Here is a 25,654-nt window from a genome sequence, read left to right as displayed (position 1 = left end):
CATGAGCGCTCCATGCAGACTGTCCTCTCCGCGCCCAACTGGATTCGTGCACGGCAGCAACTGCGAGTTGTCCATCGCAAACGGGGTAAAGCCGCTCACCTCAAGCACCCGCGCCTGGGCTACGCCGTACCAGATGTGCTGCGCTTCGACATTGCGCAGATATTCTGCCCGTTCCCGCCAGAATTCCTTGCGGCTTGCCGGATTGAGCTCATACAGCCACAGTCCGGACGCAGTCCGCGAGCTGCCGTAGCTGCCGAGCTGGGTCGCGACGATACGTGCCTCACCCTTGATCAAATCGAGCCGGCTCAGGTTCAGACCGCGCAACGCGGTGGGGTCGAGCGAGTAGTCCGCAAGCGAACCGAGCGTCTGGCCGCACGCAGCGAGATTGAGTTCGAATGGATCGGAAGCGATCTCGCTACCCGAACCCAGGGTCTCCTCAATATTTGCGTGGAAGTGCACCAGCGCGCGCGCATTCGGATCTGGATCGAGACCGGATCGGGCGAATTCGGAACGTTTCAAGGGAAGACGCAGATCGTCGTCGAGCACGGCGAGGCGCGCACCGGCGGAAAGCAACAAGGCGAGATTCATGCCACGGCCCCCGCCGAATCGCTGCGTCTGCGCATGCTTGTCGCGTGCCAGCAGGTTTTCGACCACAACCTTGGCCTGTGGCGAAGCCTTGATCAATTTTTCGACGATTTTTCCGCGTTCGGCATGACCGACATAGTTGATCTTGCAGCCGGTGGTTCGCGCGAACTCGCGCAACAGATCGCGCTGCTCGTTCACGCTCGCCTGCAGCGCGGAATCGTCGAGCAGGACATAGTGTCTGCCAGCCTGGAATCGCCGCTCGTATTCGGTCAGCGAGGCGAGCAGATGCGCAAGCTGCTCGGGACGATCGCAGGCACGGATGAATACCGCACGCAGCTCTGCCTGTGCGCGCGGCGTGGCGGTACCCAGGCGCCCCACAAACGCACGATCGGCAACGAGCAATTCGCGCTGCACGAGGCTGTCGAGCACGCGCTTGACGTCATCGCGTTTGCCGGCGAGGGCCGGCAGGGTCGACTGGATGCGCGCGGCATGTTCGTCGAGCGTACGAAACTCGCGGCATTGATCCATTGCCTGCAGGACCTGGAAGGTCATCACATGCGGCTCACCGGTGCGCCGGACCTGGAAGATGCATTCCTGGCTCGACAGCGACGCGACGAGACCGTCTTCCGAAGCGAACGTCGGCGCCTTCGGGTCGGCCTTCGGCAGCGGGGCCACCAGTGGCGGCGCGGCGTAGTTGAATTGGTAGTTCAGGGTGTTTTCCATCGATTCATTCCACTCGCCGCGGACGCTTTGGCGACACGCGCGGCGGCATTGCTTTCATGGGTGGTGCCGCACCGTCTAAGGTTCCGCGCCGGCCTTTTTGCGCTGTTCCAGTTCCCCGCGCAAAGTGGCAAGTTCGCCTTCGAGCTCGGCGATGCGCCCGCCCGCCGCGATGTTCTTGCGCACTTCGTGATTGTAGTGCTGATACACCGATTCTTCGCGGTCGCCAAAAAGCGCGAGCTCGGGCAACGCGTTCAGCGGCTGCTGCGCACAGACCGCGATGAAGTACAGCGGATCGTAGTGCAGGCCCGATTTCATCGAATCCGGCCCCGTGGCGGTCGCCGCCGCGATTCCGCCGCCTTGCCCGGCGCAGAGCGCCCAGATCGCCGACTGAAACAGAAGCTTCTGCCCGTACAGGTATACAAAGGGAAAATGTGCGCCGAGCAGGGCGAGCAATTCCTCGCGATACAACTCGCGCACGTGAAACTCGTTGCGAAAGCCGCTTGCGTCGCTGTAGGCGCGCTTGTCCGGCGAAGAGACGATCAGCACGCCGTCGTCCGTGAGCACACGGGCGAATCCGGCGACCAGCGCTTCCTGCGCCGCCACATGCTCAAGCGTCTCGAACGAAACGACGAGATCAACGCTCGCATCCGGCAGGGTCAAGCCCGTGCAGTCGCCCTGCACGAAACGCAGATTGGCATGCGTCGCATAACGCACGCGGGCGTGCGCGATGGCTGGTTCGGCGATATCCACGCCGAGTACCTCGCGCGCATCGCCGGCAAGCAATGCGCTGCCGTAACCTTCGCCGCAGGCGGCATCGAGCACGCGCTTGTCCCGCGCGAACGCACGCGCGAACGCGTAGCGATGCCAGTGCTCGTACCAGATTTCACGCACGCATTCCGGGGTGAAGCGTTCGCCGCTGAACTCCAATGCGGCGGCGTTTGGGGCGGTGGCAGCCGGTACGCCGCTCATGGATTCGTTGCCCGTAGCAGACGAGTATCCTGCGCCGCGGCAGTCGGCGACGGCGTCTGGTGCCAGACATGATCGAGACGCACGATGCCGAATTCGCGCGAATGGCCGCGCACGACGATGCCGCGTTCCAGCGTATCGAACAGGCGCACGCCTTCGCTGTCGAGCGGATGCGCCCTTATTGCGTATGCGCCCGGCAGCAGGGCGAGGTTGGCGAATTCGATTTCGGCAATGTATACATTTTCGCTTTCGGCGAAAGGCAGCACGCCGTCCATCTCGCTGCTGACTCCATACACCGCGCTGCCGTCGGCGCGCACGATGCCGAACGCGACCACCGGCGCACGGCCATCGCGCGAGCGCACGCGCGCGCGCACGCGCAGGTTGTCGCCGCGATCGAGGAACAGCGGTGTTTCCTGGGCGACCCCGTTGACGCTGAGATCGAGCAGATGGAATTCGAGCCCTTGCGCGGCGATCGTATCGCGAACTGGCGCTGTCCCGGCGAGTTTGCGCTCGTGAAACGCGAGATAGGCCTGGGTGACCTCGAACACATCGCCCGCCGCCGCAATCACGCCCTCATGCAGCCAGCACGCCTGCCGGCACAGTTTCTGGATGTGGTACATGCTGTGCGAGACGAGAATCAGGGTGCCGCCGTCGTCCAGATAATCCTCAATCCAGCGCACGCACTTCTTCTGAAACGATTCATCACCGACCGCGAGCACCTCGTCGGTGATCAGCAGATCGGCCTTGAGCGCGGCAACGATGGCAAAGCCCAGCCGCACCACCATGCCGGACGAATAGTGCTTGACCGGCTCGTCGATGTAGCGGCCGATATCGGCGAACTCCACGATCTGTGGCAGTCTCTCGCGCATCTCCTCGCCGGTGAGGCCGTACAGCGCGGCCGACATCGCAATATTGTCGCGGCCGGTATATTCCGGATGAAAGCCCGCGCCGAGTTCGAGCAGCGCGCCGACGCGACCGTGCACCTCGACCGTGCCGGCGCTCGGCGTGAGCACACCCGTGAGCAGCTTGAGCAAAGTGGACTTGCCCGCGCCATTTTCACCGATCAGACCCAGCGATTCGCCACGACGCACGCGCAGATCCACCTCGCGCACCACCGGCACCGAGTCGGCGATGTCGCTGCCGAGCAAAAGCCTGCCGAGCGCGCGCAGACGATCGCGCGGACGAAATACCTTGGGATACGACTTGCCCAAGCCATGCGCGGCGACCAGGGTATCGTCCGTAACGGCACCTGGGCTGCTGGTCGCGACGATCGCGCTCACAGGAAATCCTCGAAGCGTGGGTCCAGTCGGCGAAACACCACGTAGCCGAGCGCGCAGACGGCGATCGCGACAACGACCGCAATCGACTGTGCGACCACGTCGACACGGCCGGCGTCGAGCATCAGCGAGCGCAAATATTCGGGATAAAACGAGAATGGATTGAAACCGAACCAGCCGCGGTACGCCTCGGGCAACTGCTCGCGCGCGTACAGCACGGGTGACGCGAACATCCACAGCGGCATGATCTGCCCGAGCGCCTGCGACAGATCGCGCACGAACACTTGCACCGCGGCGAACAAAAAACTAAACCCTAGCGCGAGCAGGAACAGCAGCGCGAACGCAAGCAGGGCGACTGGCAGCATGAGCAGATGCACCGACATTCCGGCGAGGCCGAGGGCCACCATGATCGCGCAGAAGCCGAAACCGTGCAGCAGGAAACTCGCCGCAGCCGTGGAAAATACCAGCACCGCGCGCGGCACGGCGACCTTGCCGATCAGACCTGCATTGTCCTGAATCACCGTCGTCGAACGCGTCACCGCTTCGGCGAACGCATTCCACGGCCACATGCCCAGCGCGAGAAACGGCACGATCGCGCCGGGGGAGGCGTCGTCGCCGGGTGGCCGCATCTTGAACACGTAGGCCCAGACGAAGCCGTAGATCGCCAATTGCGCCAGCGGCTGCATCAGGGCCCACAGGCTGCCGCTGATGCTGCCGAGATAGCGGTTTTGCAATTCGCGTCGCACAAAATGCGCGACCAGGGCCATCGATGTATTCACGCGCTGCGCCTCATCGCCCGCTCAAATCTCCCTGCCCCAGCGGGCGCGCGCACGTCATTGCGCGCCGATTATCCCGCCACGCAGCGTCCGGTGCTTACTGCACCTTCCCTCTGGCCGCCTCGGTCGGAGTCAGTGTACCCGCCGGTGCATAGCGTTTGTGCAGCAATTCGACCAAGTCCGGATTGACCGTCGCCGTGTCTTCATCCAATTTGGACAGAAAAATCCGGCGCTGTTCGGCGATGTAGTCCTGCTTGAGCTTCGCCTCGATCTGCGCCTTCACTTCCGAAAATGCAAGTTGCCGACCCGGATGGTTCTTGACCAGCTTGATGACGTGGTAACCGAATTGCGTTTGCACGACCGGAGAAATCTCGCCTTCGGTCTTGAGGTTCTTCACTGCGGCGACAAAGGCCGGCACCAGTTTGTCCGATGTGCCGTCTTCGATGTGGCCCTTGTTCTTGCTCTTGGATGGATCGTCCGAATATTTTTCCACGAGTTGATCGAAGCCGCCCGGATTGGCCACGGCTTCGCTGTGCACCTTGTCCACCAGGGCCTTGACTTCGATATCGAGCCGGCCGTTGGGCGAGATCAGCACATGCTGGACTTCCACCGAACCGCTGCTGACATAGTCGCGTTTGTGCGCGAGGTACTGTTCCCTGGCTGCCTGCTCCATGGGCGGAATCTTGAACGATTTGTCCAGGTTGAGCATGTACTCCTTCGACAGGATTTCCCGGGTCGCGAAAGCGATCTGCGCCTGAACCGCGAGATCCTGGTCGAGCCTCTGTTCGGTCGCGAGTTTTGCCAATTGCTTGTCGCGCAGCACGTTGGTCACCATCTGATTGACGCGTTCGGCGTTGTCGAGAAAGCCGACCCGGCGATCGGCCGGTATCCGTTGCATGAAGGCATTGATATCGGCGAGGGTCACGGTTGTTCCGCCCTGACTTACGATCTGTACATCCGCATCCGCGGCAAACGCGGAGGTCAGCGCGCCGGCCATGAGTGCCACGCCCAGAATCTTGCGCATCATCGAATAACGTCCTCTGAGAAAACGAAAAACGCCGGAACGCTCCGGCGTTGGTGACCTTCAGGTCGGGCATCCAGTCGATTGGCGCCGCCGATCACGACAACACCGGGTGCGTGATCTGCACCCGGCGACTGATGTCGAAAAGCTTCGACTGCCAATTTGGCGATAAGTTCGCGGCCCGCCCGTTATTGGGTGTAGTACGCCAATTTTGCGCTACTGCAGCTCGTCGGCACGGACCCACCGGACAATGGATTGCATGCCTGCGACCCGTCGCTCAACACCCCGGCAAAATTGACGTAGTACGTCGTGCCGAGGCTCAGGCTACACAATGTGGGATAGTTCACACCTGCGACCAGGTTCAGGCTGTTTCCATTGGCTGCGATGCAATTGGGATTCACCGGCGTGAAGCTTCCCGGTGTGGTGCTCAGGGATATGGTGCCGCCGATGCCGTACGTAGGGTTCAGATTGAATTGCAGGCTGCCCACGACCGTCGGAGTAAAGGCCAGGGAAATGTATTGGCCGGCAGTCACATACGGAATCATAGTCAAACCGTCATAGCGGTAGTTACCGAAAGTACCGCGCATCTCCGTATCGAGGGAGGTCAACGCCACATTGTTGTCGGACGTATTGTATTGACCCCAGCCAATCGTGCCGACGCACTGTCGCGACAACACGGCACCGTTCGAGAACGTGGTACTCGTCTGGCTCGCGCTGCAGGCGCCGGGCGGCGATGCCGTACCGACGGACAGGCTCAGGGTCGAGGTGCTCGGACTGACGGTGGTGCTGGCCGTGCTGGTGGTGCATTGCACGACGACGGAGTAGGTGTTCGCTACCGGCGTTCCCGTGGGTTGCAAGGTAATTTTGCCACTGCCTAGGCTGGTGCTTGAAGGCACCGCGGTAAACCCCGTGGGAATGCTTGTGCTGACAGCCGTGCAGGTTACGCCCGTGTCCGCGCTGGACCAGCTAACAACCGGGAAGTTGGCCGCATTCGTATCGCCGATCGTGTAGCTCGACGGAGCGAGACTGACGCCCACGGTCGAGGTCGCACCGCCGCCGGGTGCGCTCGGGGCGCAGCCGTTTGTCGCGGTGCCATTGGCGGTAATCGCGGTACCGTTTGCGGTATTGACCGACAAGCTGGTCACGCCAGAAAAGGTGCAGCCGCCGATGCTCAAGTTCTGGCCCGGGGTTGGGAAGGTGATCGCCGTGGTCTGCGCGAACGCGCTGGACGCAAAAAACAGGGCCAAGCCGCATAAAAAAGTTTTCTTCACTTCTGTACTCCAAATTTCGCAAGGTTGACGCAAATCTGATCGATCATATCGTTCTATGGCGTAGAGACTCGTTAATCGGTATGACCGCCTGCCCAGGCAGACGTGGCCGCTAATCGGTTGGATCCCCACAAAAAGCAGAAGGGGGGCCTAAAGCCCCCCTCCTGATGAGACTTACAACATGGTGTTGTTAACCCTTACGATGCCACCTGGACCGCACGATGAACCTTGTGCTTGTACAGCGAGGTGTAGTTCGCCAACACGCCATTGCTGACGTTGGAGTTGAGGAACTGGGTCACAAAGAAGCCGGTCGCCGGCAGACCCAGGAACACGTTGGCGCCTGCAAGACTATGCTGGCTTCGATTGTCAGCAGAGTCGACCAAGTCGATATTCGCCCAGCCGCTGTCGTATCCGGTCGTGATCGGGGTGACCAGGTTGGAGCCGAGTACTGAACTCTTCGGACCCGCCTGATTAAAGGTCACGACGTTCGCCTCGTAGCAGAGGGTCGTTTTCACGGCGACCGGACCGCAGGTCAACGGCGACGGGCAGATGGTGCCGAGCTGCGCGCCCGGAGTTCTCTCCTCGCGATCGTAGTAACCGACGCCGATCGGCGAGCACGAACTGCCCGGCAGACCGTTGTTGCCGACAGCCTTGGTGAACAACACATCAAACGGTGCAATGACAGTCGCCGAACCAGAAATAGGCGGATCGACATAGAAACGCTTGGTCGGGAACGTCACCACCCACTCCGAACTCAGGGCCGTACCGCCGCCGGTAAAGTATTCGTTGTAAATGGTGTCGGCCATGAACAAAGAGGAAACCGCATCACGCGCCTGGGCATACGACGTCGTGATCAGCGCCGCGCCGCTTACATTGGCCGCCGACTGCGCGAAGACATAGCTGGTAACCGAAGAGCCACCGGAAAGACTCGGGGCCAAGCTGCTCGGGTCGGTGTGGTTGAACTGCTTGAGCACGCCACCCGCATCCCAATAGCGATCGATCGCTTCCGCGTTGTAGCCTTCGACGGTACCCGCATGCACATTGACGATGGTGCCCGAGCCGAACAGGCCACCCGAAGCGGCAGCGATATCGGTAGAAAGATTACCAGTGCCGCCAGCACTGGCAGGAACCCAGTAGGCATTGCTGCTGTTGGGGGTAAAAGCGGTAATCAGCTGCGCGCAATCCTTCGGCACGCCATTGACATGGGTAATGGCCGTCAGAGTCTTGTTGGCGCTGGCATTCGTTACCGTACCCATTTCGATCATTTCGACATAGCCTTCCTTCGTACGCGATGCGTCCGTCGGACCGCCGTCTTTCGCCAGCGTCGTGCCATCAAAGCCAAACGTCGAGAACGCGAAACCCGGCGAGCTGGTCGGCAGGGCGGGAACCGTACAGGAGTTGTCTGTAGAGAACACGCCAGCGCCGTTCCCGTTGGGAACGATTTGCGCCGTCCATACATCGTATGGCGACATGTAAAGATTGAAGTCGAGCACTTCGCGGCTGTTATAGCCTTCAAGGAAACGCACCTTGACGGCCTTGCCTTGATTGGTCGTATTGACGATCGTCAGAGCCGTGCCGTTGGCACTGCCGTTGGACGAATTGACCGTGTAATACGGATAAACAAGCGCCTGGCCCAGACCGTCACCATTGAGGTAAACAGCATTTGCCAAGCTTGAGATGCCAGCTACGCCGACGATACCGGCGATGACAGCAGTAGTAAGACTGGTTCTTTTCATTTCGACACTCCTAGAATCGACCACAGGGCTTATGTTATTTGCCGGCCCGCCTTTTTCGCGCTCTCCCGCCAAAACACAGCACGGGCCCGACGAGGGCAAGCAGCAGCGCCGCAATGCTACGACAAACGGAAACTTGACGCAACTACCACGGTCCGAAGATCTTGCGCGCGGCACGCAACTACGGATCACGGCATTTTCCCCTTGCACAGCAAGGGGTTGCCCAAAATCGGCCTGGCGGGCGCGGGCGCCGACAACGGACAGGCTATTTGCCGGCATCGCTCGGCGGCGGCGGCGCGGGGTCGGACGCAGACTGCGCGGGAGGCGGAACCGGGGCTAAAGCGGCGCCGGCCGGGTTGACGCCATTCTGCGCTGCTGAACCCGCCGCGGGCGATGCCGTGCCGGCGGCGTCCGGCAGGAAATACCATTGGCCGCCGCTCGCTATCCATTGCTCGGTCAGCGGCGTTTGCAGCTGCAGATCGCGCGGCGTATTGGCCAGTGTCGCCGGAACCGTGGATTCCACGATCAGATGCACGGTGCAGACCTCGGCTTCACACTCCTGCTTCACGACTCTTGCAGATCTCCATTTGAGTCGCGCGGTGGCGACGAAGGCCACATATTGATCGAGCGTGTGCGTGGTGCGGTAGCCCGGGCTCAGATATTCGTAGGCTTTTACCGGATGGCCTTCAGCCAGCAGACTCCAGCGCTCGACCGCGCGCTGCTTCACGACCGCCGCCGGATCCTGCTTCTGACAACCAGCGAGCATCATCAGCGCGGCGGCGAGCGCCGGAATCCAATAATATACTTTTATATTTTTCATCTTTTGTATCCTGGTTGTCATTGCTTGGGCGAGCCGGCTGGGGGCGTTTCGTGCGCGGGGGCGGCGGCAGCCGGGTTTGATGTGGAATTCTTCGCACGCAGCGGCGCCAGCGATTCGAAGCGTTTCTGGTATTCGTCGGTCATGCTCCGCGCATCCTCGGCGTTGGTGATCACCTGCGGCGTGATCAGGACGATGATCTCCGTGCGCGAGCGGGTCTTCGACGTGTTGCCGAACAGCTTGCCCAGCAGCGGAATGCTACTCAGTCCCGGCACGCCGGAATCGGAAAGGATGTCGTTTTCGGAAATCAGCCCGCCGAGCAGGACGGTCTGTCCGCTCTGCACCGCGATCTGGGTCTGCAGACTGCGCTGACTGATCGGCGGATTGCTGCCCGCCGCTGCCGGTCCGGGAGCACTGACTTCCTGCGATATCTCCATGTAGACCAGGCCGCCCGGATTGACGCGCGGCTTGACGTCGAGCGTGACGCCGGTGCTGATATAGGAAACCTGCCCGATACCGGTGTTGGTGACGGGGTTCGCCGTCGTCCCGGTCGCGGCGGTCGTCGACGGATAGCCGATGATCGAGGTTTGCACGATCGGGATTTGCGTGCCGACCGTAATCTGCGCTTCCTGATTGTTGAGCACGACCATCGACGGTGCGGACAGAATCTTGGAATTGCCGCTGGTCTGCAGCGCGTTCAACGCGACCTGAAAATTCTTGTTCAAGAACGAATAGAACAGACCTGCCGCACCGTTCACCGAGGGCGGCGAGCTTCCTCCCAGCGCCGCGCGCGTTCTATCGGTGACGCCATTCTTGTTGATAAACGGGTAGTCGTAGGTATTTCCGGTGCTGGAGCCCGGCGTGGTGGATTTGTTGTTGATCAACCCGGCCAACCACCATTGCACACCGAACTCCAGATCGCCCGATAGCGTGACCTCGAGTACTTTGGCCTCGATCTGCACCTGCAACGGCGACACGTCCAGGCGATGGATCGCGGCGAGAATCGAATCGTACTCGCCGGGTGTAGCCATGATGAGCAGCTGGTTGTTTTCCTCAACCGCAGTGATGCGAATGTCGCTTTCCTTGCCGTTGGCCCCGGTCGTGGGCGTGCCCGTACCGGTCGTGGTGAGATTCGCGTTGGGCGTGTTCGTCGTCGCCGGCCTCTGGGTCAGACCGGTCGAGTAATTCGTCGCGTTGATGCCGCCGGTCGTCGCGCCGCCCATTCCGCCAATGTTGGTCGCCTTGAGCCCGGGCGCGGTGTTGCCCGAGGTGCTCCTGGTACCGCTGCTGCGCCCGGTAAAGATCGCATTCAGATGATCGGACAGGTCCACGGCTTTGACGTTCTTCACATCGTAGACATAGAGCTGGGTGCCGTTTTCGCCGACACCGACGTCGAGGCGATACAACCATTCCTGCGCGCGTTTCAGATATTCCGGCTGCGGCGTGATCACGATGACCGAATTGGTCGTTTCCATCGGGATGAAGCGGAACATGCCGGCGAGCGGCGAATCGGCCTTGTCGCCGAAGACCTTGTCGAGTTCGGGAATGACCTTGACCACATCGACATTGCGCAGTCCGAACACGCCGACCGACATGCCCTTGAGCCAGTCGACATCGAACACGTCGATCGTGTGTTCGTAGTTCTGCAATTCGGCCGCGGTGCCCGCGAGCACGATCATCGAACGCGCGTTGTCCGCGGAAACGACCGACTCCGCCTTCGCGTAGGGCTTGAGCAACTTCTGCATTTCGGTCGCGGAGATGTACTTCAGCGGAAACACACGCACCTGATAACCTGGAAGCATTCTCGCCGTGGTAATGACCGGACTGAGGTTGCCAGCCACCGCGTCCTTGATCGGTACGACTTCGTAGCGGCCTTGCTTGTGGATCAGGGCATTGTTCGTCCACGCGAGCAGCATTTCGAGGACGGGCAGCGCCTGCGCCGAACTGATCGGCCTGGACGTGGAGAACGTCACGTTGCCGGTCACGCTGGGCGAGATCGTGTAGTTCTCGTTGAGCCAGGCGCCAAGAATCGATTGCACGACGGCCTGGATGGGTTGGTTTTCGAAATTGAGCGTGGTTTCATCGCCCTGGACGCCGGCGGGTGCCGCACCGGTCGGCGCGGGACGAGAGGCAGCCTCGTAGTTGATCAGCCTGCCATTGCCCGGTTCGATCGTCGCCGCCGTATGGCTTTTGCTGCCGCTGCTTTGCTTGACGCTGATCGGCTGATCTTCAGCCGCAACCGGACGCGCCGGCAATGAGCCCGCTACCGGCTTCTGCGTGCCGAGTTCGGTTTCCAGCGTATCGGGTTTGTGCGCACCAAACTGCGTGCATCCCGAAAGCGCAACCAGCAGAAAAAAAATCGTCACGCTTTGGGGGCGTAGAGTCATTGCGGAAGTACTCCTGAACCGTTAGCCGTTCTTGGTTTCTTGCTCAATGCTGGCTGGCGTCCTGGTTTGCAGGAGTCTGCGGTTTGGAAGACTGCTTCTGCTTCGCTTCTGCCTCCATCCTACTCTTCAGCTCCTCCTGATAAGCGCTATCCCTATCCAGCGGAGCGGGACCAAACGCCACCTTGCCCGGAGGCGCCACGCCTACGTACCCCTCAAACGGCGGGTCTTGTGGTGGATTTACGGTTGCAGTATCCGCCGGCGCGACCTCGGGCCTTGTCGCCACTTTGGCGACCGGCGCAGCCGCCGGTTTGGCCTTCGGTGGTGGCGGGCTGGAATTGCCGCAGGCGGCCAGAAGGATCGCTGCGAAACCCAGACTCAAGTAGGAAATTTTCGTTGGCATAACATTCGCTCCAAAATTGCATTATTGACGTTGTTGCTCAGCCGGCTGGGTTGGCGGCGGCGCCGTACGCGTGCTCTCGTCGCGTATCTGCTGACGACGGGCTTCGATCCGTCGCTGCAATTCGGTGGCTGCCTGTTCGATCGGTTTGATTTGCCCCGGTCCCGCACCAGCTGGCACCGCTGCCGCAATGGCAGACTGACCCGGCCCGAGTGGATGCGCAGAAGCCGCAATGGCCGGTGGCGGAGGTTTCTGACCGTTACCGGTGGCAATGAGTTCCACCTCGGCATCTTCGCCCGCCGTATTTTTGAATATCGCCCTGCGCGGCTCGACCCGAACGAGGCTCCATGCGCCCAGATCGCCCGACAAGGCGCCGCCCTCCCTGACCGTGGTCGTTTCCGTCTTGCCATTCTCCCTGACCATCACCATGCGCAGTTTGTGCGTGATGACGACGCCGGAAAGCACCACATTCAACCTCGGAATCGGCTTGCCGTCGCGCTGTGCGTCCAGCGGCGCCGGCGGCGATGGTTTGCGATCCTCGTTGAACAGCGGGCGTACGTTGACGTCGGCAAATTCCTGCCAGGCAGCAAGCTTGAACGTCGAGCGGTTCAATTCGTCCTGCTTGACCGTGGAACTCTGCGCATCGTCAAGCGGCCACCAGCTGTAGCCACGCCCAAGGCCAAGCTCGAACATCAGGATCAAAAGCAGCAGGACACCGCAGGTTCCGGCGAGGGCTACGGTCAGAAGTTGCGAGAGGCGCGAATTCATGTTGCGCCCTTGCCTCTGCCGGGCTGGCGCAAAAAGCCCGACAACGTGAATTGCACGCCAAGCGGGGCCGCGGGCAACGGCCCCTTGGCGCCCGGTACGAACATGGCCTGCTGGCGGTAGAGCACCAGGCGATCGATAAACAGATAGGGATTGCTGGTTTCCAGCGCGTACAGGATCTTGCTGAGAACCTCCGAGTCGCAGGTCATCACTACCGCAGCCGAGACGCGCTGGTACACCTCCTGCTCGCGATTCGCGTATGGAGATACGCCGACGACCACACAGCGCGACTGCGCGCCGGCGTTCTCGTCGACCACATGCTTCAGGCGCTCCGACAAATCGGAAAATGCGCTGGTCGCATCCGCATCGTTGAGGAAGGCCTGGTTGCCGCGCTCGAATGACGCCACTTCCTCAAGCCGCGCCTCAATCGCCGGTTTGCGCTGGATCAATTCGGCGAAATGATGCTGCTGTTCGAGCTGGTCGCGGCGCTGATCGCTGATTGTCAGGTGCGGCGCGACGAACCACCAGTGCACAAACAGCAGATACGCCACGAGGATGACGATCAGCAGCAGCACGACCGCAAGGAAGCGTTGGTTGCGCGCGGACTCAGGTAGCAGACGCATGCCCGGCCTCCGCCCGCTTGTCAGTTCTGTCGTCGGCTTGCTTGGCATCCTTGCGCTCGGCCTCGCCCTGCGGCCACTTGCGCAACTGGAAGGTCAAATTGAAGCGCTCCTTCCTGGTGCGTGGATCGGTCTGGATCGTGCCGATGAACTTGGGGTCGACCAGGACCTCGGATTTCTGCAACCCGTCGATGAGTTTCGCCGCATTGCCGCTTTGTCCGGTGACATCGACTTTGCCCTTCTCATCGATCGTCAGGCGCTCGAGGAAGGTGTCGTCGGGCAGACGCTTGGTCAGATCGGCGAGCAACTCGGTTACCGTCGTCGTGTCGTGCTTCATGTGAAACAGGAAGTTGGCCGACGCAGTGTGGTCTTGCAGTTGCTTTGCCAGCGCCGCGGTCCGTTTTGCGTCATTTTGCGCTTTTTCCACTTCTACAGTCATTGCATCGAGCGAGGCCTGGCGATTGGCCAGCGATTGTTCCATTGCAAACACGAGCAGCAGCAACGCCGCGGCAGCCAGAGCCAGATTCAGGCGCAGGCGCCGATCCTTGTGCTTGGCGCGCCGCTCGGGCGACAACAGGTTGAGGCCCGCGCGTCCGCTGCCCGGCGCATCGCGCCAGCAATCCACGCCGCTGAGCGCGATGCCGCAGGCCGCGAGCGTCGAGACCTCCGCGTCGAGTTGCGCGCGCGGCAGCACGGTGAGATGTAATTTGAGATTCTTCGCCGCAATGTCGCGTTCGATGATGCGATAGTCGAAATACACCTGATCGGCCTTGAACGGCGTCTGCCGATCCATTTCGAAGGCCAGCACTTGGCGCAGCTTGTCCTCGGTGGCGGCGGGCATGGTCAGCTCGCGGCGCAGGCAGCGTTCGGCGGGGACGCAGTAGAACACGCGCACATTGGGCTCATCGATCTGCCCGCGCAGGCGCAGGAATTCCGCGCGCTGTTCTTCGCTGGGCACGTCGAGCGGAATACGTCCGTAGTCCGCGCAGCCCGCGCTCGACGAGCGCCACACGCCAAATTCATGCGGCCGCGCATCGAGCAAAAGCTCTTGCGGACGCTCGGCGACCAAAACCCGCCAGCGCGCGGGCAGCAGACCCACGAGTTCGCCCCGCCACCACGCAAAAAATTGCGGCAGCGGCGTCTTGGCGTAGCGCACGCGCAAGCGGGCAAGCGGGATGTCTAAGGCGTCTGTGATCGTCATTTCAATGTTTCGTCATCGCGCCAGCGCAGTACTGTGTAAGGCCGTCCCGCCGCGCTGACGCCGCCCACGCGCACGCTGGCGTCGAACACGGTGCTGACGCCGTTGGGGAGGGTGGCGCTGGAGTTGATACTATACGTGAGGCCCCCACCCGATGCCACGAGAGCGACCCCTCCAGGCAAGGTCAGACCGCCGATCGCACCGGCGGTTCCCGGCGGCGCCGACTGGCGGGTCACGATGATCTGCTGCGCAAGCGCTTCGGTCATGCCGGGAATCGCGCGCAGAGCCTCGATCGGCGCGTACGCGGCGTTTGGTATGCCCACCCCGGAATAGACGGTGATTGCAGGTTCGATGCGCCCGTAGATCTCGTAATTCATGCCCAGTACCTGCTGCACCTCCGACACGGTCTGGAACGGCCGGTTGGTCGGACCGTAGTCGAGACCGGCCTGCGCGTATTGCTCGACCTCGGCGCCATGCGGCCGCGGCATGTCGTCGGTATCGCGCCAATCCTGGATCGCGTCGGACAGCGCCTCCGCATTTGCCGCATCGACCCCGACCGACTCGAACAGCGGAATCAGCATCGCCCCGTCGGCGATATTCAGGTCGATCTTGCCCGATTCGTTGGTGATCTCGACCCGCACCTGCGCGCCCTCATAGGGGAACTCGTAGGGCCGGCCATCGGCGACCCAACGCTGGGCCGGGTCGGGATTGCGCAGTTCGAACACTGCTCGCTCCATGCCCGCCATCGCGTCGTAGCGCGCCGTGGTCGTGTCGAACAAGTGGCGTGCCTCGAGATTTTCGGTGCGCGCGATCAGCGCGAAGCTGCCGAGCAGGATTCCCATCAGCGCGATGACCCACATCACGAGGATCAGCGCGACACCACGCGCGGGTGCACGCGATTGAATTCGTCTCATTGCCTTAGCCCCGCAGCGCCTACGCCGCGTTGCGCACTGGAATCCATCATCAACGGTATCGACAATGTCGGCCAGTCGATTTGCCCGCCCGCCGCCAGGGTGAGATCGATATTGACCATGAGCGGGGTCGCGCTGGGATCCGGCCAGTCGTCGCTCCAATTGGTGAGCTGATGTTGCGGATCCAGGCCGCGATAACTGAACTTGCCATCGCGGAGATGATCGAGCAACACCACGGTCGATACCTGGCCCGATCCGGATTTGTCCGTACTGAAGCCGTTGAGCAGGGTGCTGGTGAAGACCAGCTGCAGACCGTTTTCGCCCGACGCCAGTTGCAGCGTCTGCACGTAGGCGCCGCCGTGCGAAAGGTAGCCGGGCATCGGCGCGACGAAGCGCATGAACTTGTCGTCGCCATGGAAAATCTCGCGCGTGGTCTGGGTCTGCGCATACGGGAATGGCAGCGTGCGCGAAATTTGATGGCGCAGGAATTCCTGCACCGTGCGCACCTTGTCGACGCGCTCGATCGCCGCCTCGCCCGAACGCATGCCGCGCACCGCCGCGCTGATGCCGCCGTAGGCACCGCCGAGCAGCAGCGCGAGCAGCATGATCACGAGCAGCATCTCGAGCAGGGTGAAGCCGCGTTGGCTTTGCGTCCTGTGCATGGTCATCCGAATCCCGGTATGCTACCGATCGGTAGATTGCCGGGCGCGTTACCGGGCGCAGTGGGACCCATCACGCGCAAGGTCACGAACCGTGCGTGATGCGTCAGATAGGCATTGCCCCAGCTCACGATCAGTTCGAGCTGGAATATTTCCGGCTGCCCCGGCGCCACCGCGACGAGCGCGCCCGGATTTCCAACCTGGGTCGCGCCCGCAACCGCTTGTGGCTGATAGCGCGTGACGTTGAGCTGCCAGCCGTACGTATCGTCGAACTGGCCGCTGCTGCCGCCTTCCTTGAGCGGCTCGCCGATGCCTTGCACATCGAGCAGCGACTGCGCCCACAGCGCGGCCTTGGTGTATTCGGCCGACTGCCGCGTCGTATGCAGCGCACTGCCGAGGATCTGCAGCAGGATGCCGAAACCGAGCGCGAAGATGACGAACGCAGCGATCAGTTCGATCAGGGTGAAGCCGCCGCTCTTATGAAACGACGGTGTCGCGCGCCGCGCGACGATCACTCCCGGCTCCATTGCAATACCGTTGTCGCGCGTCGCGCGACGATCACTCCCCCTCGCCCGCGCCAGCGGGAGGAGCAAGGGGTGAGGGTCCTCCCGCATGCGGGAGAGGGCAAGGGGTGAGGGGCATTGGCCCGCAAAGAGCGGTCGATCAACAACATCACCGCCGCAGCTCCTCACGCGTGACCGCGCCCGTGAGCCAGTCGACGTTGATGCGCCACTCCATGCGATCCATCAATACCGAAATATGGCCGCCGGTCGATGCACCGTCGGGAAAGAAGCGGATGCGTCCCGACGTCTCGCTGGTCTGCTCCTGCTCCGCGGTATACAAATTCAGGTGCATGGTCTTCGGCAACTGCACCGGCCCGCGGCCCGGCGCCTGATAGCTGTTTTGCGCAAGATCCAGATCGAACGTGGCTTCCTTGCCTTTGACGATCGCCTGGCCGCGCGTGTAGCGCAACGCGGCGACCAGATCGCGGCTCGCCGCATGGATTTTCGCGCTGGCGAAATTGCGCGAGAACGACAGGGTGACGATGCTGATCGTGATCGCGATCAGCACAAGCACCGCGACCAGCTCGATCAGCGTGAAGCCGCGTGAAGTGTTGGCGGTGAACGATGAGCGGCGAGCCGTGGTGCCGGGCACCGCGTTCGCGGAAACCGTATTTCCGAGTCGGCGCAACCCACCAGAAGGCACGCCTATCGGGCATTCAACCGCGTATTTGGGCGGTCGCCTCACACTCACCGCTGACCGCTGACCGCTCACGCTATTCCTTATTCCCAGTTGCCGTAATCCTTGTTCATGCCGTCGCCTCCGACCTGGCCGTCTTTGCCGAGGAAAATGATGTCGTAGTCGCCGTGATCGCCGGGCACCTTGTACTGAAATGGATGATTGAACGGATCGTTGACGTCGCCCGGCTTGGCGTACGGGCCGTTCCAGTTGGCCGCATTGCCAGGGCGCGTGACGAGGTCATTCAGGCTTTGCGGCGGGGCGCCGTTGTCGAGCATGTAGGCCTGCACCTTCATGTCCATCGAGTGCACCGCGGCCCTGCCCGCGTTGTACTTGCCCTGATTGAAGCGTTGCACGGCATAGCTGCCGACCACGCTCATGACGATGCCGATCAGGGCGATGACCATGACCATTTCGATCAGGGTAAAACCAGCCGCCGGGCGCATCGGCCGCGCTTGCGCGCCCGCACGCGGAGCGCGCATTGCCAGGATTGCAAAATTATACTTCTTCATATTCGTCTCTTCGAATGGATCGTTGAGGTTCACTGGATCGAGCCGCTGATGCTCATGATCGGCAACAGAATCGCCATCATGATGAAACCGACCACGCCGGTCATGATCAGAGTCATCACCGGCACCAGGCCGGCGAGCAGACGGTCGACGGTGTTCTTCGCCTCGATGTCGAACGTGTCGGCCACCTTCAGGAGCATGTCGTCGAGCGCGCCGGATTCCTCGCCGACACTGATCATCTGCGTCGCCAAGCGCGGAAAACGCTTGCTCTGCGCGAGCGCATGCGCGAGGCCGCCGCCGGTTTTCACTTCCTCGCTGGCCTTGTCCATCGATTCGGCCAGCGCGCTGTTGCCCAGCACATTGCGACTGATGCCGAGGGCGGTCAATAAAGGAACGCCATTCTTGAGCAAAGTTCCCAGGGTGCGCGCAAGACGCGCGGTTTCGAGCTTGCCGACGAGCGGCCCGACCACACGCATCGTCAGCAGGCGTGCGTCCCAGACCAGGCGCGTATCGGGGTCGGCGAGTCGCTTGCGTATGAACCAGACCGCGAACACCGCGCCGATCAGCAGCAGCCACCAGAAATCCTGCAGGGTGGTGCCGGCGAACAGCACGATCTGCGTGATCAGCGGCAATTCCACGTTCATGTCCTTGAACATCGGCAGAAACTGCGGCACGACGAAAACGAGCAGCACGAACAGCGCGGCGAACACCATGACGATGAGGATCGCCGGGTAGATCATCGCGTTGATCACGCTTTCCCTGAGCGCCTTGGCGCGCTCCAGATAATTGGCCAGACGCGCGAGCGTCGTGTCCAGCGCGCCGCCCACTTCGCCCGCGCGTACCATGTTGACGTACAAGCGCGAGAATACGCCGGGCTCGGCTTCGAGCGCCTCGGACAAGGGTGCGCCGCCGCGCACATGATCGCGAATCCGCTCGACGATGCGTTTGGCCTTGTCGCTTTCCGGCAGATCGAGCAGGATCTGCAACGCACGATCGAGCGGCTGGCCCGCGCCGAGCAAAGTCGCCAGCTGCTGGGTGAATTGCAGCACCTGGGTCTGATTCATCGCCTCGCGCTTGAACAAACCGGCGAATACACTGCCGCCGTCCGCGCTGTCGGCCGCAGTCACTTCCAGCGGAATATTGCCGGCGTCCTGGATTTTCGCCACGGCCTCCTCGTTCGAGGCGACGTCGAACTGACCTTCGACGACGTCGCCAGCCGAGGTGACTGCCTTGTAGCGGTATAAGGCCATGAGATGGGTCAGCGCGATCGAGATATGGATAGACGGAGAGACGGAGAGACGGGCAGACGAAAAAGCGCAGCGGCGCACATCCACTGCTTCACGCCCGCCTTGCAATTGAACCCGACTTCATACCGAGAAATTTGCATAATCCGTCTCTTCGTTTTCCCGTTTCATCGTCTTCCCGTCTCACGATTCCTGCGTCACGCGCAGCACTTCTTCGAGGGTGGTGGTGCCGCCGAGCGCCTTGACCAGGCCGTCCTCGTACATCGTGCGCATGCCCTCGGCGCGCGCCTGCTCCTCGATCTTGCCCATGTCCGCATGCTGCATGACGAGACGCCGGATCGGGTCGCTCATGACCAGGAATTCCATGATCGTCGTGCGGCCGTGATAACCGGTCAAGGTGAGCGGCGACGGCATCGGTTTATACAATTCCACTTTTCCATTGGGCTGGAAGCGACGCAGGCCGAATTCCTCGATCACCTCGGGCATCGCTTCATAACGCTGCGCATGTTCCAGATCGAGGCGGCGCACCAGACGCTGGGCGAGAATGCCGTTCACGGTCGAAGTAAGCAGGTAGTCTTCCACGCCCATATCGAGCATGCGCGTGATGCCGCCCGCGGCGTTGTTGGTGTGCAGCGTGGAGAGCACAAGATGACCAGTGAGCGCCGACTGGATCGCAATTTTGGCTGTTTCCAGATCGCGCATTTCGCCGATCATGATGATGTCCGGATCCTGGCGCACGATCGAGCGCAACGCATGCGAGAAGTCCAGCCCGATCTGCGGCTTGGCCTGGATCTGGTTGATGCCTTCGATCTGGTATTCGACCGGATCTTCGACCGTGATGATCTTGACGTCGGGTGTGTTGAGTTTCGACAGCGCGGTGTACAACGTCGTCGTCTTGCCCGAGCCGGTGGGGCCGGTGACCAAAAGAATGCCGTGCGGCAGTTCGAGTACCTTGTTGAACTGCGGCAGGAACTCATCGGTGAAGCCGAGCTTGTGAAAATCGAACACGATCGATTCGCGATCGAGGATACGCATGACCACCGATTCGCCGAACGAAGTAGGTATGGTGGAGACGCGCAGATCGAGCTCCTTGCCCTGCACTCGTAGCATGATGCGGCCGTCCTGCGGCAGGCGGCGTTCGGCGATATTGAGCTTGGCCATGATCTTGATGCGCGAAATCACGGCCGCGGTCGACGCCGCCGGCGGCGACTCGACTTCGAGCAGTACGCCATCGATGCGGTAGCGCACCTTGAGCCGGCTTTCGAACGGCTCGATGTGGATATCCGATGCGCGCTGTTCGACGGCGCGCTGGATCACCAGGTTGACCAGGCGGATCACTGGCGCTTCGGAAGCCAGATCGCGTAGATGTTCGATGTCGTCCTCGCTGCGCGAGGCCTCGTCGGAAAGATTTTCGACGATGGTGCCCATCGCCGAGCGGCCTTGGCCGTAATAGCGTTCGATCAGATCGTCGATTTCCGAACGGAAGCCGACTTTCACCTCGGCCTTGCGCCCGGTGACCAGTTCGACCGCCTGGATCGGATAGGTTTCCGCCGGATCGGCCACCAGCATGGTCACACTGCCCTCGCCCTCGCCGATCGGCACGATGTGATGCTGCTTGAGGAAACGGATCGACATCGAGATATTCGGCGGCGGCGCTTCCGGGAATTCCTTGGCGGTGACCAGTGGCAGGCCCATCACCTCGGATAGCGCATCGCCCATTTCGCGTTCGGAAACGAGGCCCAGCCGGGTAAGCAGCGGCACCAGGGTGCCCTCGCCGTTTTCCTCGAGCAGGCGGCGCGCACGAACCAGGTCGTTTTCCTTCAAACGGCCGCGCGCGACCAGATGTGCGCAAATGCGCTCATCAAGCGACTCGATCGGCTCCTGCGGATTCGGCAATGGCTGGACGGCTGACATGATGAACTCTAATCCCCTGGCTGCTGCGTTTCGACCCTTGCGTTGCGATTAGGTTCCAGTGGCGGCGAATGGGTCGCGGGAAGCACCGTGTCTGCGGATCGCGTGAGCTCTTCGATAAATGGCCGGTTGAACAAGATCCACAATACCGCCGGCACCAGCGGTGGCAGGATCAGATAACCGAATTGATAGCAAAGTGCAATCGCATCGAGCGATATGCCCGCCTGATGCATCGCCGCCGCGCCTTCGGCGCCGCCCTTGATGCCGATGATTTCCAGCGCCTCGCAGACGACGCCGAATGCCTGGGTGACCCAGAGCAACAGCAATCCCGCTGCCATTTGCGCCACGCGGCGCCATTTTTCGTTCGGCGTCGCCATCACCAGACCGGCGAACAACGGCACTGAGTAGCCGTAGATCAACGGATTGATCACGTACTCGGGGAAACCGAATTTCGCCGGCATGCCCGCTGGCGCGACATTGATCAACATCGCGCTTTCGAACTGCATCAGATAGTCGTGATGCGCGAGCACACGTCCGCTCATGTCCAATACGTCGGCACCCTGGGAGATCGCCGTGTAAATGGCCGGCCACGCCTTGAGCAGTACGGTCTTGGCGATCTGGATCACCGGCCAGGTGAACTGCGCGGCGAACTCGAACCAGAGGAAGAACGCGAACGGCAGCCAGAGCATGGCAGCCAGAATGAAACGCCGTAACGGAGAAATCGTCATCGTCGCTCAGTCCGCCCACGCGCGCGCATTGCGAAACATGCGCATCCACGGCGAGTCCTCACCCCAGGTACGCGGCGCCCACGACATCTGCACCGTGCGGAACACGCGCTCCGGATGCGGCATCATCACGGTGATGCGCCCGTCCGCGGTGGTCAGGCCGGTGACGCCCTGCGGCGAACCGTTCGGATTGAGCGGATAGGCCTCGGTCACGCGCCCGTGGTTGTCGACATAGCGCAGGCACGGAATCGTCAGCCGCGGTGAGCGCGCCTCGGCATATACGGCGCGGCCTTCGCCATGCGCGACCGCGATCGGAATGCGCGATCCGGTCATGCCGCGCAGGAACAACGATGGCGAGTCGAGCACCTCGACCGTGGCCAGCCGCGCCTCGTATTGCTCCGAGGCATTGCGCTCGAAGCCCGGCCAGTGCGCCGCACCCGGGATGATGTCCTTGAGCGCTGCCATCATCTGGCAGCCATTGCACACGCCGAGCGCGAACTTCGACGAATCCGCGAAGAATGCCGCGAACTGATCGCGCAACACCGGGTTGAACAGGATCGAAGTGGCCCAGCCGCGGCCAGCACCAAGCACATCGCCGTAGGAGAAGCCGCCGCACGCAGCGAGGCCGCGAAATTCGCTCAGCCGATAGCGCCCGCTGTGCAGATCGGTCATGTGCACATCGAACGCATCGAAACCGGCGCGTGTGAATGCGGCGGCCATTTCGACCTGGCCGTTGACGCCTTGCTCGCGCAGGATCGCAATCTGCGGCCGCGCGCCGGTATTGATGTACGGCGCGGCAATATCGACTGCGGGATCGAACAGGAGCTTGGGCGTGATGCCGAGCATCTCATCGTCGCAGCGCAGCGCATCTTCGTCCTTCGCGCTCTGCGGATTGTCGCGACTCTCGGCCATCGCGCGGCTGGTTTCCGACCACGCCTGCATCAGGTCGCGCCACGGCCAACGCGCGATCGATTCGCCGCCCAGCCACAGCTTCACGCGCTTGCGCTTGTGCGGGGCGCCGCAGAAATATGCGGCCTTGTGCAGCTCGTGTACGGCGAGCAACGCGAGAAACGCCGCGCGATCGCTCGCGCGGATCTGCACTACCGCACCGAGTTCTTCGGAAAACAGCGCCGACAGCGCCGACTCGCCCCAGCCGTTCAACTCCACATTGAGCCCGCAATGACCGGCCAGCGCCATCTCGATCAGGGTCACGATCGCGCCACCGTCGGAGCGATCGTGATAGGCGAGCAGCAGACCCTGCGCATTCGCCGCCTGGATCGCGGCGAAGAAGCGCTTGAGCTTGTCCGCATCGTCGACATCCGCAGGCAGGCCGCCCGCGCGGTTGTACATCTGCGCCAGCATCGATCCGCCGAGACGGTTCTTGCTGGCGCCCAGATCGATCAGCCACAGCTCGGTTTCGCCCGCATCCGTGCGCAACTGCGGCGTGAGCGCCTGGCGCACGTCGGTCGCGCGCGCGAAGCCGGTGACGACCAACGACACCGGCGACACGGTCTTGTGCTTGCGTCCGTCGAGCTGCCAGACCGCGTGCATCGACAGCGAATCCTTGCCGACCGGGATGGAAATGTTCAATTGCTCGCACTGCTTGGCGACCGCCTGCACCGCATCGAACAGCGCGGCGTCCTCACCGGGAACGCCAATCGCCGCCATCCAGTTCGCCGAAAGCTTGATCTGGCCGATATCCGCGATCGGCGCTGCGGCGAGATTGGTGATCACTTCGCCGACCGCGAGCCGCGCCGATGCCGGAGCGGACAGCACCGCGACCGGCGTGCGCTCGCCCATCGCCATCGCTTCGCCCGCGTAACCTTCGAAGTCGGCCAGGGTCACCGCGCAGTCGGCCACCGGCACCTGCCATGGTCCAACCATCGGGTCGCGTGCGCACAAGCCACCGACGGTGCGGTCGCCGATGGTGACGAGAAACGACTTCGAACCCACCGCTGGCGCACGCAGCACGCGCCCGATCGCGTCCTCGATCGTGATGCCGTCGAGATCGGGCACGATATCCATGCGCGGGCTCTTGCGCTTGCTGTCGCGCTGCATCTTCGGCGCCTTGCCGAAGAGCACGTCCATCGGCAGGTCGATCGGTTGGGACTCGGGATTCGGCGCGGCAGCGGTCGCGTCGCTGAGCACAAGGCGGCGATCTTCGGTGACTTCACCGACCACGGCATACGGACAGCGCTCGCGCGCGCAGATTGCCTCGAATTGCGCCAGGTCATTCTTGTGCAGACCGATGACGTAACGCTCCTGCGCTTCGTTGCACCAGATCTGCATCGGCGACAAGGCAGCGTCGGCCGAGGGAATCCGGCGCAGCTCGACGCGGCCACCGACATGGGAATCGTTGAGGATTTCCGGAATCGCGTTCGACAGCCCACCGGCGCCGACATCGTGGATGCTGACGATCGGGTTGGCGGCGCCGAGCGCGCAGCAGCGGTCGATGACTTCCTGGCAGCGCCGCTCCATCTCGGCGTTGTCGCGCTGCACCGAGGCGAAATCGAGTTCCTCGGTGCTGTCGCCGCCAGCCACGGACGAAGCAGCGCTGCCGCCGAGGCCGATCAGCATCGCCGGGCCGCCGAGCACGATCAACGCATCGCCGGAGCGCAAAGTACCCTTTTCCACATGTGGAAAACGCATGTTCGCCAGACCGCCAGCGATCATGATCGGCTTGTCGTAGCCGCGGCGGTAGGTGGCGTCGCTGGTCTCCGTTTCGAAGGTACGGAAATAGCCGCCGAGGCAGGGGCGGCCGAACTCGTTGTTGAATGCGGCGGCGCCGATCGGCGCGTCGCGCATGATCTCGAACGCGGTCGCCAAACGCGGCGGCAGCGGACGCTCCTTCTCCCAAAGACGCGGCATCTCGGGCAAGCGCAGATACGAGGTCGTGTAGCCGACGAGGCCGGCCTTGGGTTTGGCGCCGCGACCGGTCGCGCCTTCATCGCGGATTTCGCCGCCCGCACCGGTGGCGGCGCCCGCATACGGCGCAATCGCGGTCGGGTGGTTGTGCGTCTCGACCTTGATCGCGTAGGGGATCGCCTCGTTTACCGCGGCATAGCGGCCGTCGGTGCCGGCGAAGAAACGTGCGCCGGGATTGCCCTCGATCACCGCTGCGTTGTCCGAATACGCCGACAGGGTGAACTGCGGCGCGGCAGCGTGCGTCTGCTTGATCATCGCGAACAGGGATTGCGGCTGCGCCTGCCCGTCGATCGTCCAGCTCGCATTGAACACCTTGTGCCGGCAGTGCTCGGAATTGGCCTGCGCGAACATCATCAGTTCGACATCGGTCGGATCGCGGCCCAGTTCGGCGTAACGCGCGATCAGATACTCGATTTCGTCGGGCGCGAGCGCGAGGCCCAGCCGGATATTCGCCTCACGCAGCGCGCTCGCCGGATCGCCGCCGAGCACGATGCGTCCGAGCGGTGCCGGTGCAGCGGCGCGGAACAGCGCGTCGGCTTCGGTCAGGCTCGCGAGTACCGACTGCGTCATCGGATCGTGCAGCGCCTGCGCGAGCTTGTGCCAGTGGCTCGAACCCGGTGCCGGCGGCTTGTCGATGATGAACTCGACACCGCGCTCGACGCGCAGCACGGCGAAGCCGCAGCCGCGCAGAATCTCGGTTGCCTTGGACGACCAGGGTGAGAGCGTGCCAAGGCGTGGCACGACCCAGATGCTGGCCTGCCTGGCGTCGCCGGGCGTCGCGCGCAACACGCGGCAAAGCGCATCGTGATCGATCGTCGCGTCGGCAGAATCCGCGGCGACGAAGTACACGAATCGGGACGCGAGCAGCCTGCTGCCCGGCAACAATCGGCTGACTTCCCGGTTCAGGCGTTCCAGGCGGAACGCCGACAGGGCCGGTTGCCCATCGAAAACCATCATGCGGGGAATCGGCTGATTCGGACGGGGCGTTATTTTACCCC

At 62.5% G+C, this 25,654-nt stretch carries 22 protein-coding genes; all 22 read right to left on the bottom strand.

The features are described 5' to 3' along the window. The coding region (locus VIE67_RS04715) for a hypothetical protein (RefSeq protein WP_332023769.1) at positions 1-1,308 on the bottom strand (1,308 nt) is incomplete at its 3' end. A gap of 75 nt (positions 1,309-1,383) precedes the next feature. Continuing rightward, on the bottom strand, positions 1,384-2,277 hold the full coding sequence (locus VIE67_RS04710; RefSeq protein WP_332023767.1) for a class I SAM-dependent methyltransferase: 894 nt from the start codon (positions 2,275-2,277) through the stop codon (positions 1,384-1,386). Further along, the gene (locus tag VIE67_RS04705; protein ID WP_332023765.1) at positions 2,274-3,554 is read right to left on the bottom strand and encodes an ABC transporter ATP-binding protein; all 1,281 of its coding nucleotides are present in this window, start codon (positions 3,552-3,554) and stop codon (positions 2,274-2,276) included. The genes VIE67_RS04710 and VIE67_RS04705 overlap by 4 nt, the downstream gene beginning before the upstream one ends. Then, the gene (locus VIE67_RS04700) at positions 3,551-4,330 is read right to left on the bottom strand and encodes an ABC transporter permease (RefSeq protein ID WP_332023764.1); all 780 of its coding nucleotides are present in this window, start codon (positions 4,328-4,330) and stop codon (positions 3,551-3,553) included. The genes VIE67_RS04705 and VIE67_RS04700 overlap by 4 nt, the downstream gene beginning before the upstream one ends. 94 nt (positions 4,331-4,424) lie before the next feature. After that, complete coding sequence (locus VIE67_RS04695; RefSeq protein WP_332023763.1) at positions 4,425-5,354, bottom strand: peptidylprolyl isomerase; 930 nt, start codon at positions 5,352-5,354, stop codon at positions 4,425-4,427. A 182-nt stretch (positions 5,355-5,536) separates the two neighbouring features. Next, the gene (locus VIE67_RS04690) at positions 5,537-6,619 is read right to left on the bottom strand and encodes a hypothetical protein (protein WP_332023761.1); all 1,083 of its coding nucleotides are present in this window, start codon (positions 6,617-6,619) and stop codon (positions 5,537-5,539) included. Positions 6,620-6,813: 194 nt separating this feature from the next. Further along, positions 6,814-8,352, bottom strand: coding sequence for a hypothetical protein (locus tag VIE67_RS04685; protein ID WP_332023759.1), 1,539 nt, complete (start codon positions 8,350-8,352; stop codon positions 6,814-6,816). 262 nt (positions 8,353-8,614) lie between these two features. Continuing rightward, positions 8,615-9,169: a hypothetical protein gene (locus tag VIE67_RS04680; RefSeq protein WP_332023757.1), complete on the bottom strand. Its 555-nt coding sequence runs from the start codon at positions 9,167-9,169 to the stop codon at positions 8,615-8,617. Between the two features lie 17 nt (positions 9,170-9,186). Further along, positions 9,187-11,553 (bottom strand): type II secretion system secretin GspD, encoded by a 2,367-nt coding sequence (gene gspD, locus VIE67_RS04675; RefSeq protein ID WP_332023755.1) that lies wholly within the window; start codon positions 11,551-11,553, stop codon positions 9,187-9,189. Positions 11,554-11,596: 43 nt separating this feature from the next. After that, positions 11,597-11,953, bottom strand: coding sequence for a hypothetical protein (locus VIE67_RS04670; RefSeq protein WP_332023752.1), 357 nt, complete (start codon positions 11,951-11,953; stop codon positions 11,597-11,599). A 21-nt stretch (positions 11,954-11,974) separates the two neighbouring features. Then, complete coding sequence (locus VIE67_RS04665; RefSeq protein WP_332023750.1) at positions 11,975-12,718, bottom strand: type II secretion system protein, XpsN-like; 744 nt, start codon at positions 12,716-12,718, stop codon at positions 11,975-11,977. After that, entirely contained in the window at positions 12,715-13,338 is a 624-nt protein-coding gene (gene gspM, locus VIE67_RS04660) for a type II secretion system protein GspM (protein WP_332023748.1), read from the bottom strand. The genes VIE67_RS04665 and gspM overlap by 4 nt, the downstream gene beginning before the upstream one ends. Next, a complete protein-coding gene (locus VIE67_RS04655) occupies positions 13,322-14,536 on the bottom strand; it encodes a PilN domain-containing protein (protein ID WP_332023746.1) in 1,215 nt (404 codons plus the stop codon). Before VIE67_RS04655 ends, gspM begins: the two co-directional genes overlap by 17 nt. Beyond that, the gene (locus VIE67_RS04650) at positions 14,533-15,447 is read right to left on the bottom strand and encodes a type II secretion system minor pseudopilin (RefSeq protein ID WP_332023744.1); all 915 of its coding nucleotides are present in this window, start codon (positions 15,445-15,447) and stop codon (positions 14,533-14,535) included. The genes VIE67_RS04655 and VIE67_RS04650 overlap by 4 nt, the downstream gene beginning before the upstream one ends. Further along, positions 15,444-16,106, bottom strand: a complete 663-nt coding sequence (locus tag VIE67_RS04645; protein WP_332023742.1) for a prepilin-type N-terminal cleavage/methylation domain-containing protein — start codon at positions 16,104-16,106, stop codon at positions 15,444-15,446. Before VIE67_RS04645 ends, VIE67_RS04650 begins: the two co-directional genes overlap by 4 nt. Before the next feature lie 2 nt (positions 16,107-16,108). After that, positions 16,109-16,618 carry a type IV pilus modification PilV family protein gene (locus VIE67_RS04640; protein WP_332023740.1) on the bottom strand — a complete coding sequence of 170 codons (510 nt, stop codon included), beginning with the start codon at positions 16,616-16,618 and terminating at the stop codon, positions 16,109-16,111. 157 nt (positions 16,619-16,775) lie between these two features. Beyond that, positions 16,776-17,258, bottom strand: a complete 483-nt coding sequence (locus VIE67_RS04635) for a GspH/FimT family pseudopilin (protein ID WP_332023738.1) — start codon at positions 17,256-17,258, stop codon at positions 16,776-16,778. Between the two features lie 128 nt (positions 17,259-17,386). Continuing rightward, the gene (gene gspG / locus VIE67_RS04630; protein ID WP_332023736.1) at positions 17,387-17,854 is read right to left on the bottom strand and encodes a type II secretion system major pseudopilin GspG; all 468 of its coding nucleotides are present in this window, start codon (positions 17,852-17,854) and stop codon (positions 17,387-17,389) included. A 29-nt stretch (positions 17,855-17,883) separates the two neighbouring features. Continuing rightward, positions 17,884-19,101 carry a type II secretion system inner membrane protein GspF gene (gspF, locus tag VIE67_RS04625; RefSeq protein WP_332023734.1) on the bottom strand — a complete coding sequence of 406 codons (1,218 nt, stop codon included), beginning with the start codon at positions 19,099-19,101 and terminating at the stop codon, positions 17,884-17,886. A gap of 177 nt (positions 19,102-19,278) precedes the next feature. After that, complete coding sequence (gene gspE, locus VIE67_RS04620; RefSeq protein WP_332023733.1) at positions 19,279-21,009, bottom strand: type II secretion system ATPase GspE; 1,731 nt, start codon at positions 21,007-21,009, stop codon at positions 19,279-19,281. Positions 21,010-21,017: 8 nt separating this feature from the next. Next, entirely contained in the window at positions 21,018-21,734 is a 717-nt protein-coding gene (locus VIE67_RS04615) for an exosortase H-associated membrane protein (protein ID WP_332023731.1), read from the bottom strand. A gap of 6 nt (positions 21,735-21,740) precedes the next feature. Beyond that, a complete protein-coding gene (purL, locus tag VIE67_RS04610) occupies positions 21,741-25,613 on the bottom strand; it encodes a phosphoribosylformylglycinamidine synthase (RefSeq protein ID WP_332023730.1) in 3,873 nt (1,290 codons plus the stop codon). Positions 25,614-25,654: the final 41 nt, after the last annotated feature.

The organism is Rudaea sp. (assembly GCF_036560865.1).
Lineage (GTDB): Bacteria > Pseudomonadota > Gammaproteobacteria > Xanthomonadales > Rhodanobacteraceae > Rudaea.
Note: the sequence above shows the minus strand (reverse complement) of the source record. Positions and strands in the feature narration are given on the sequence as shown.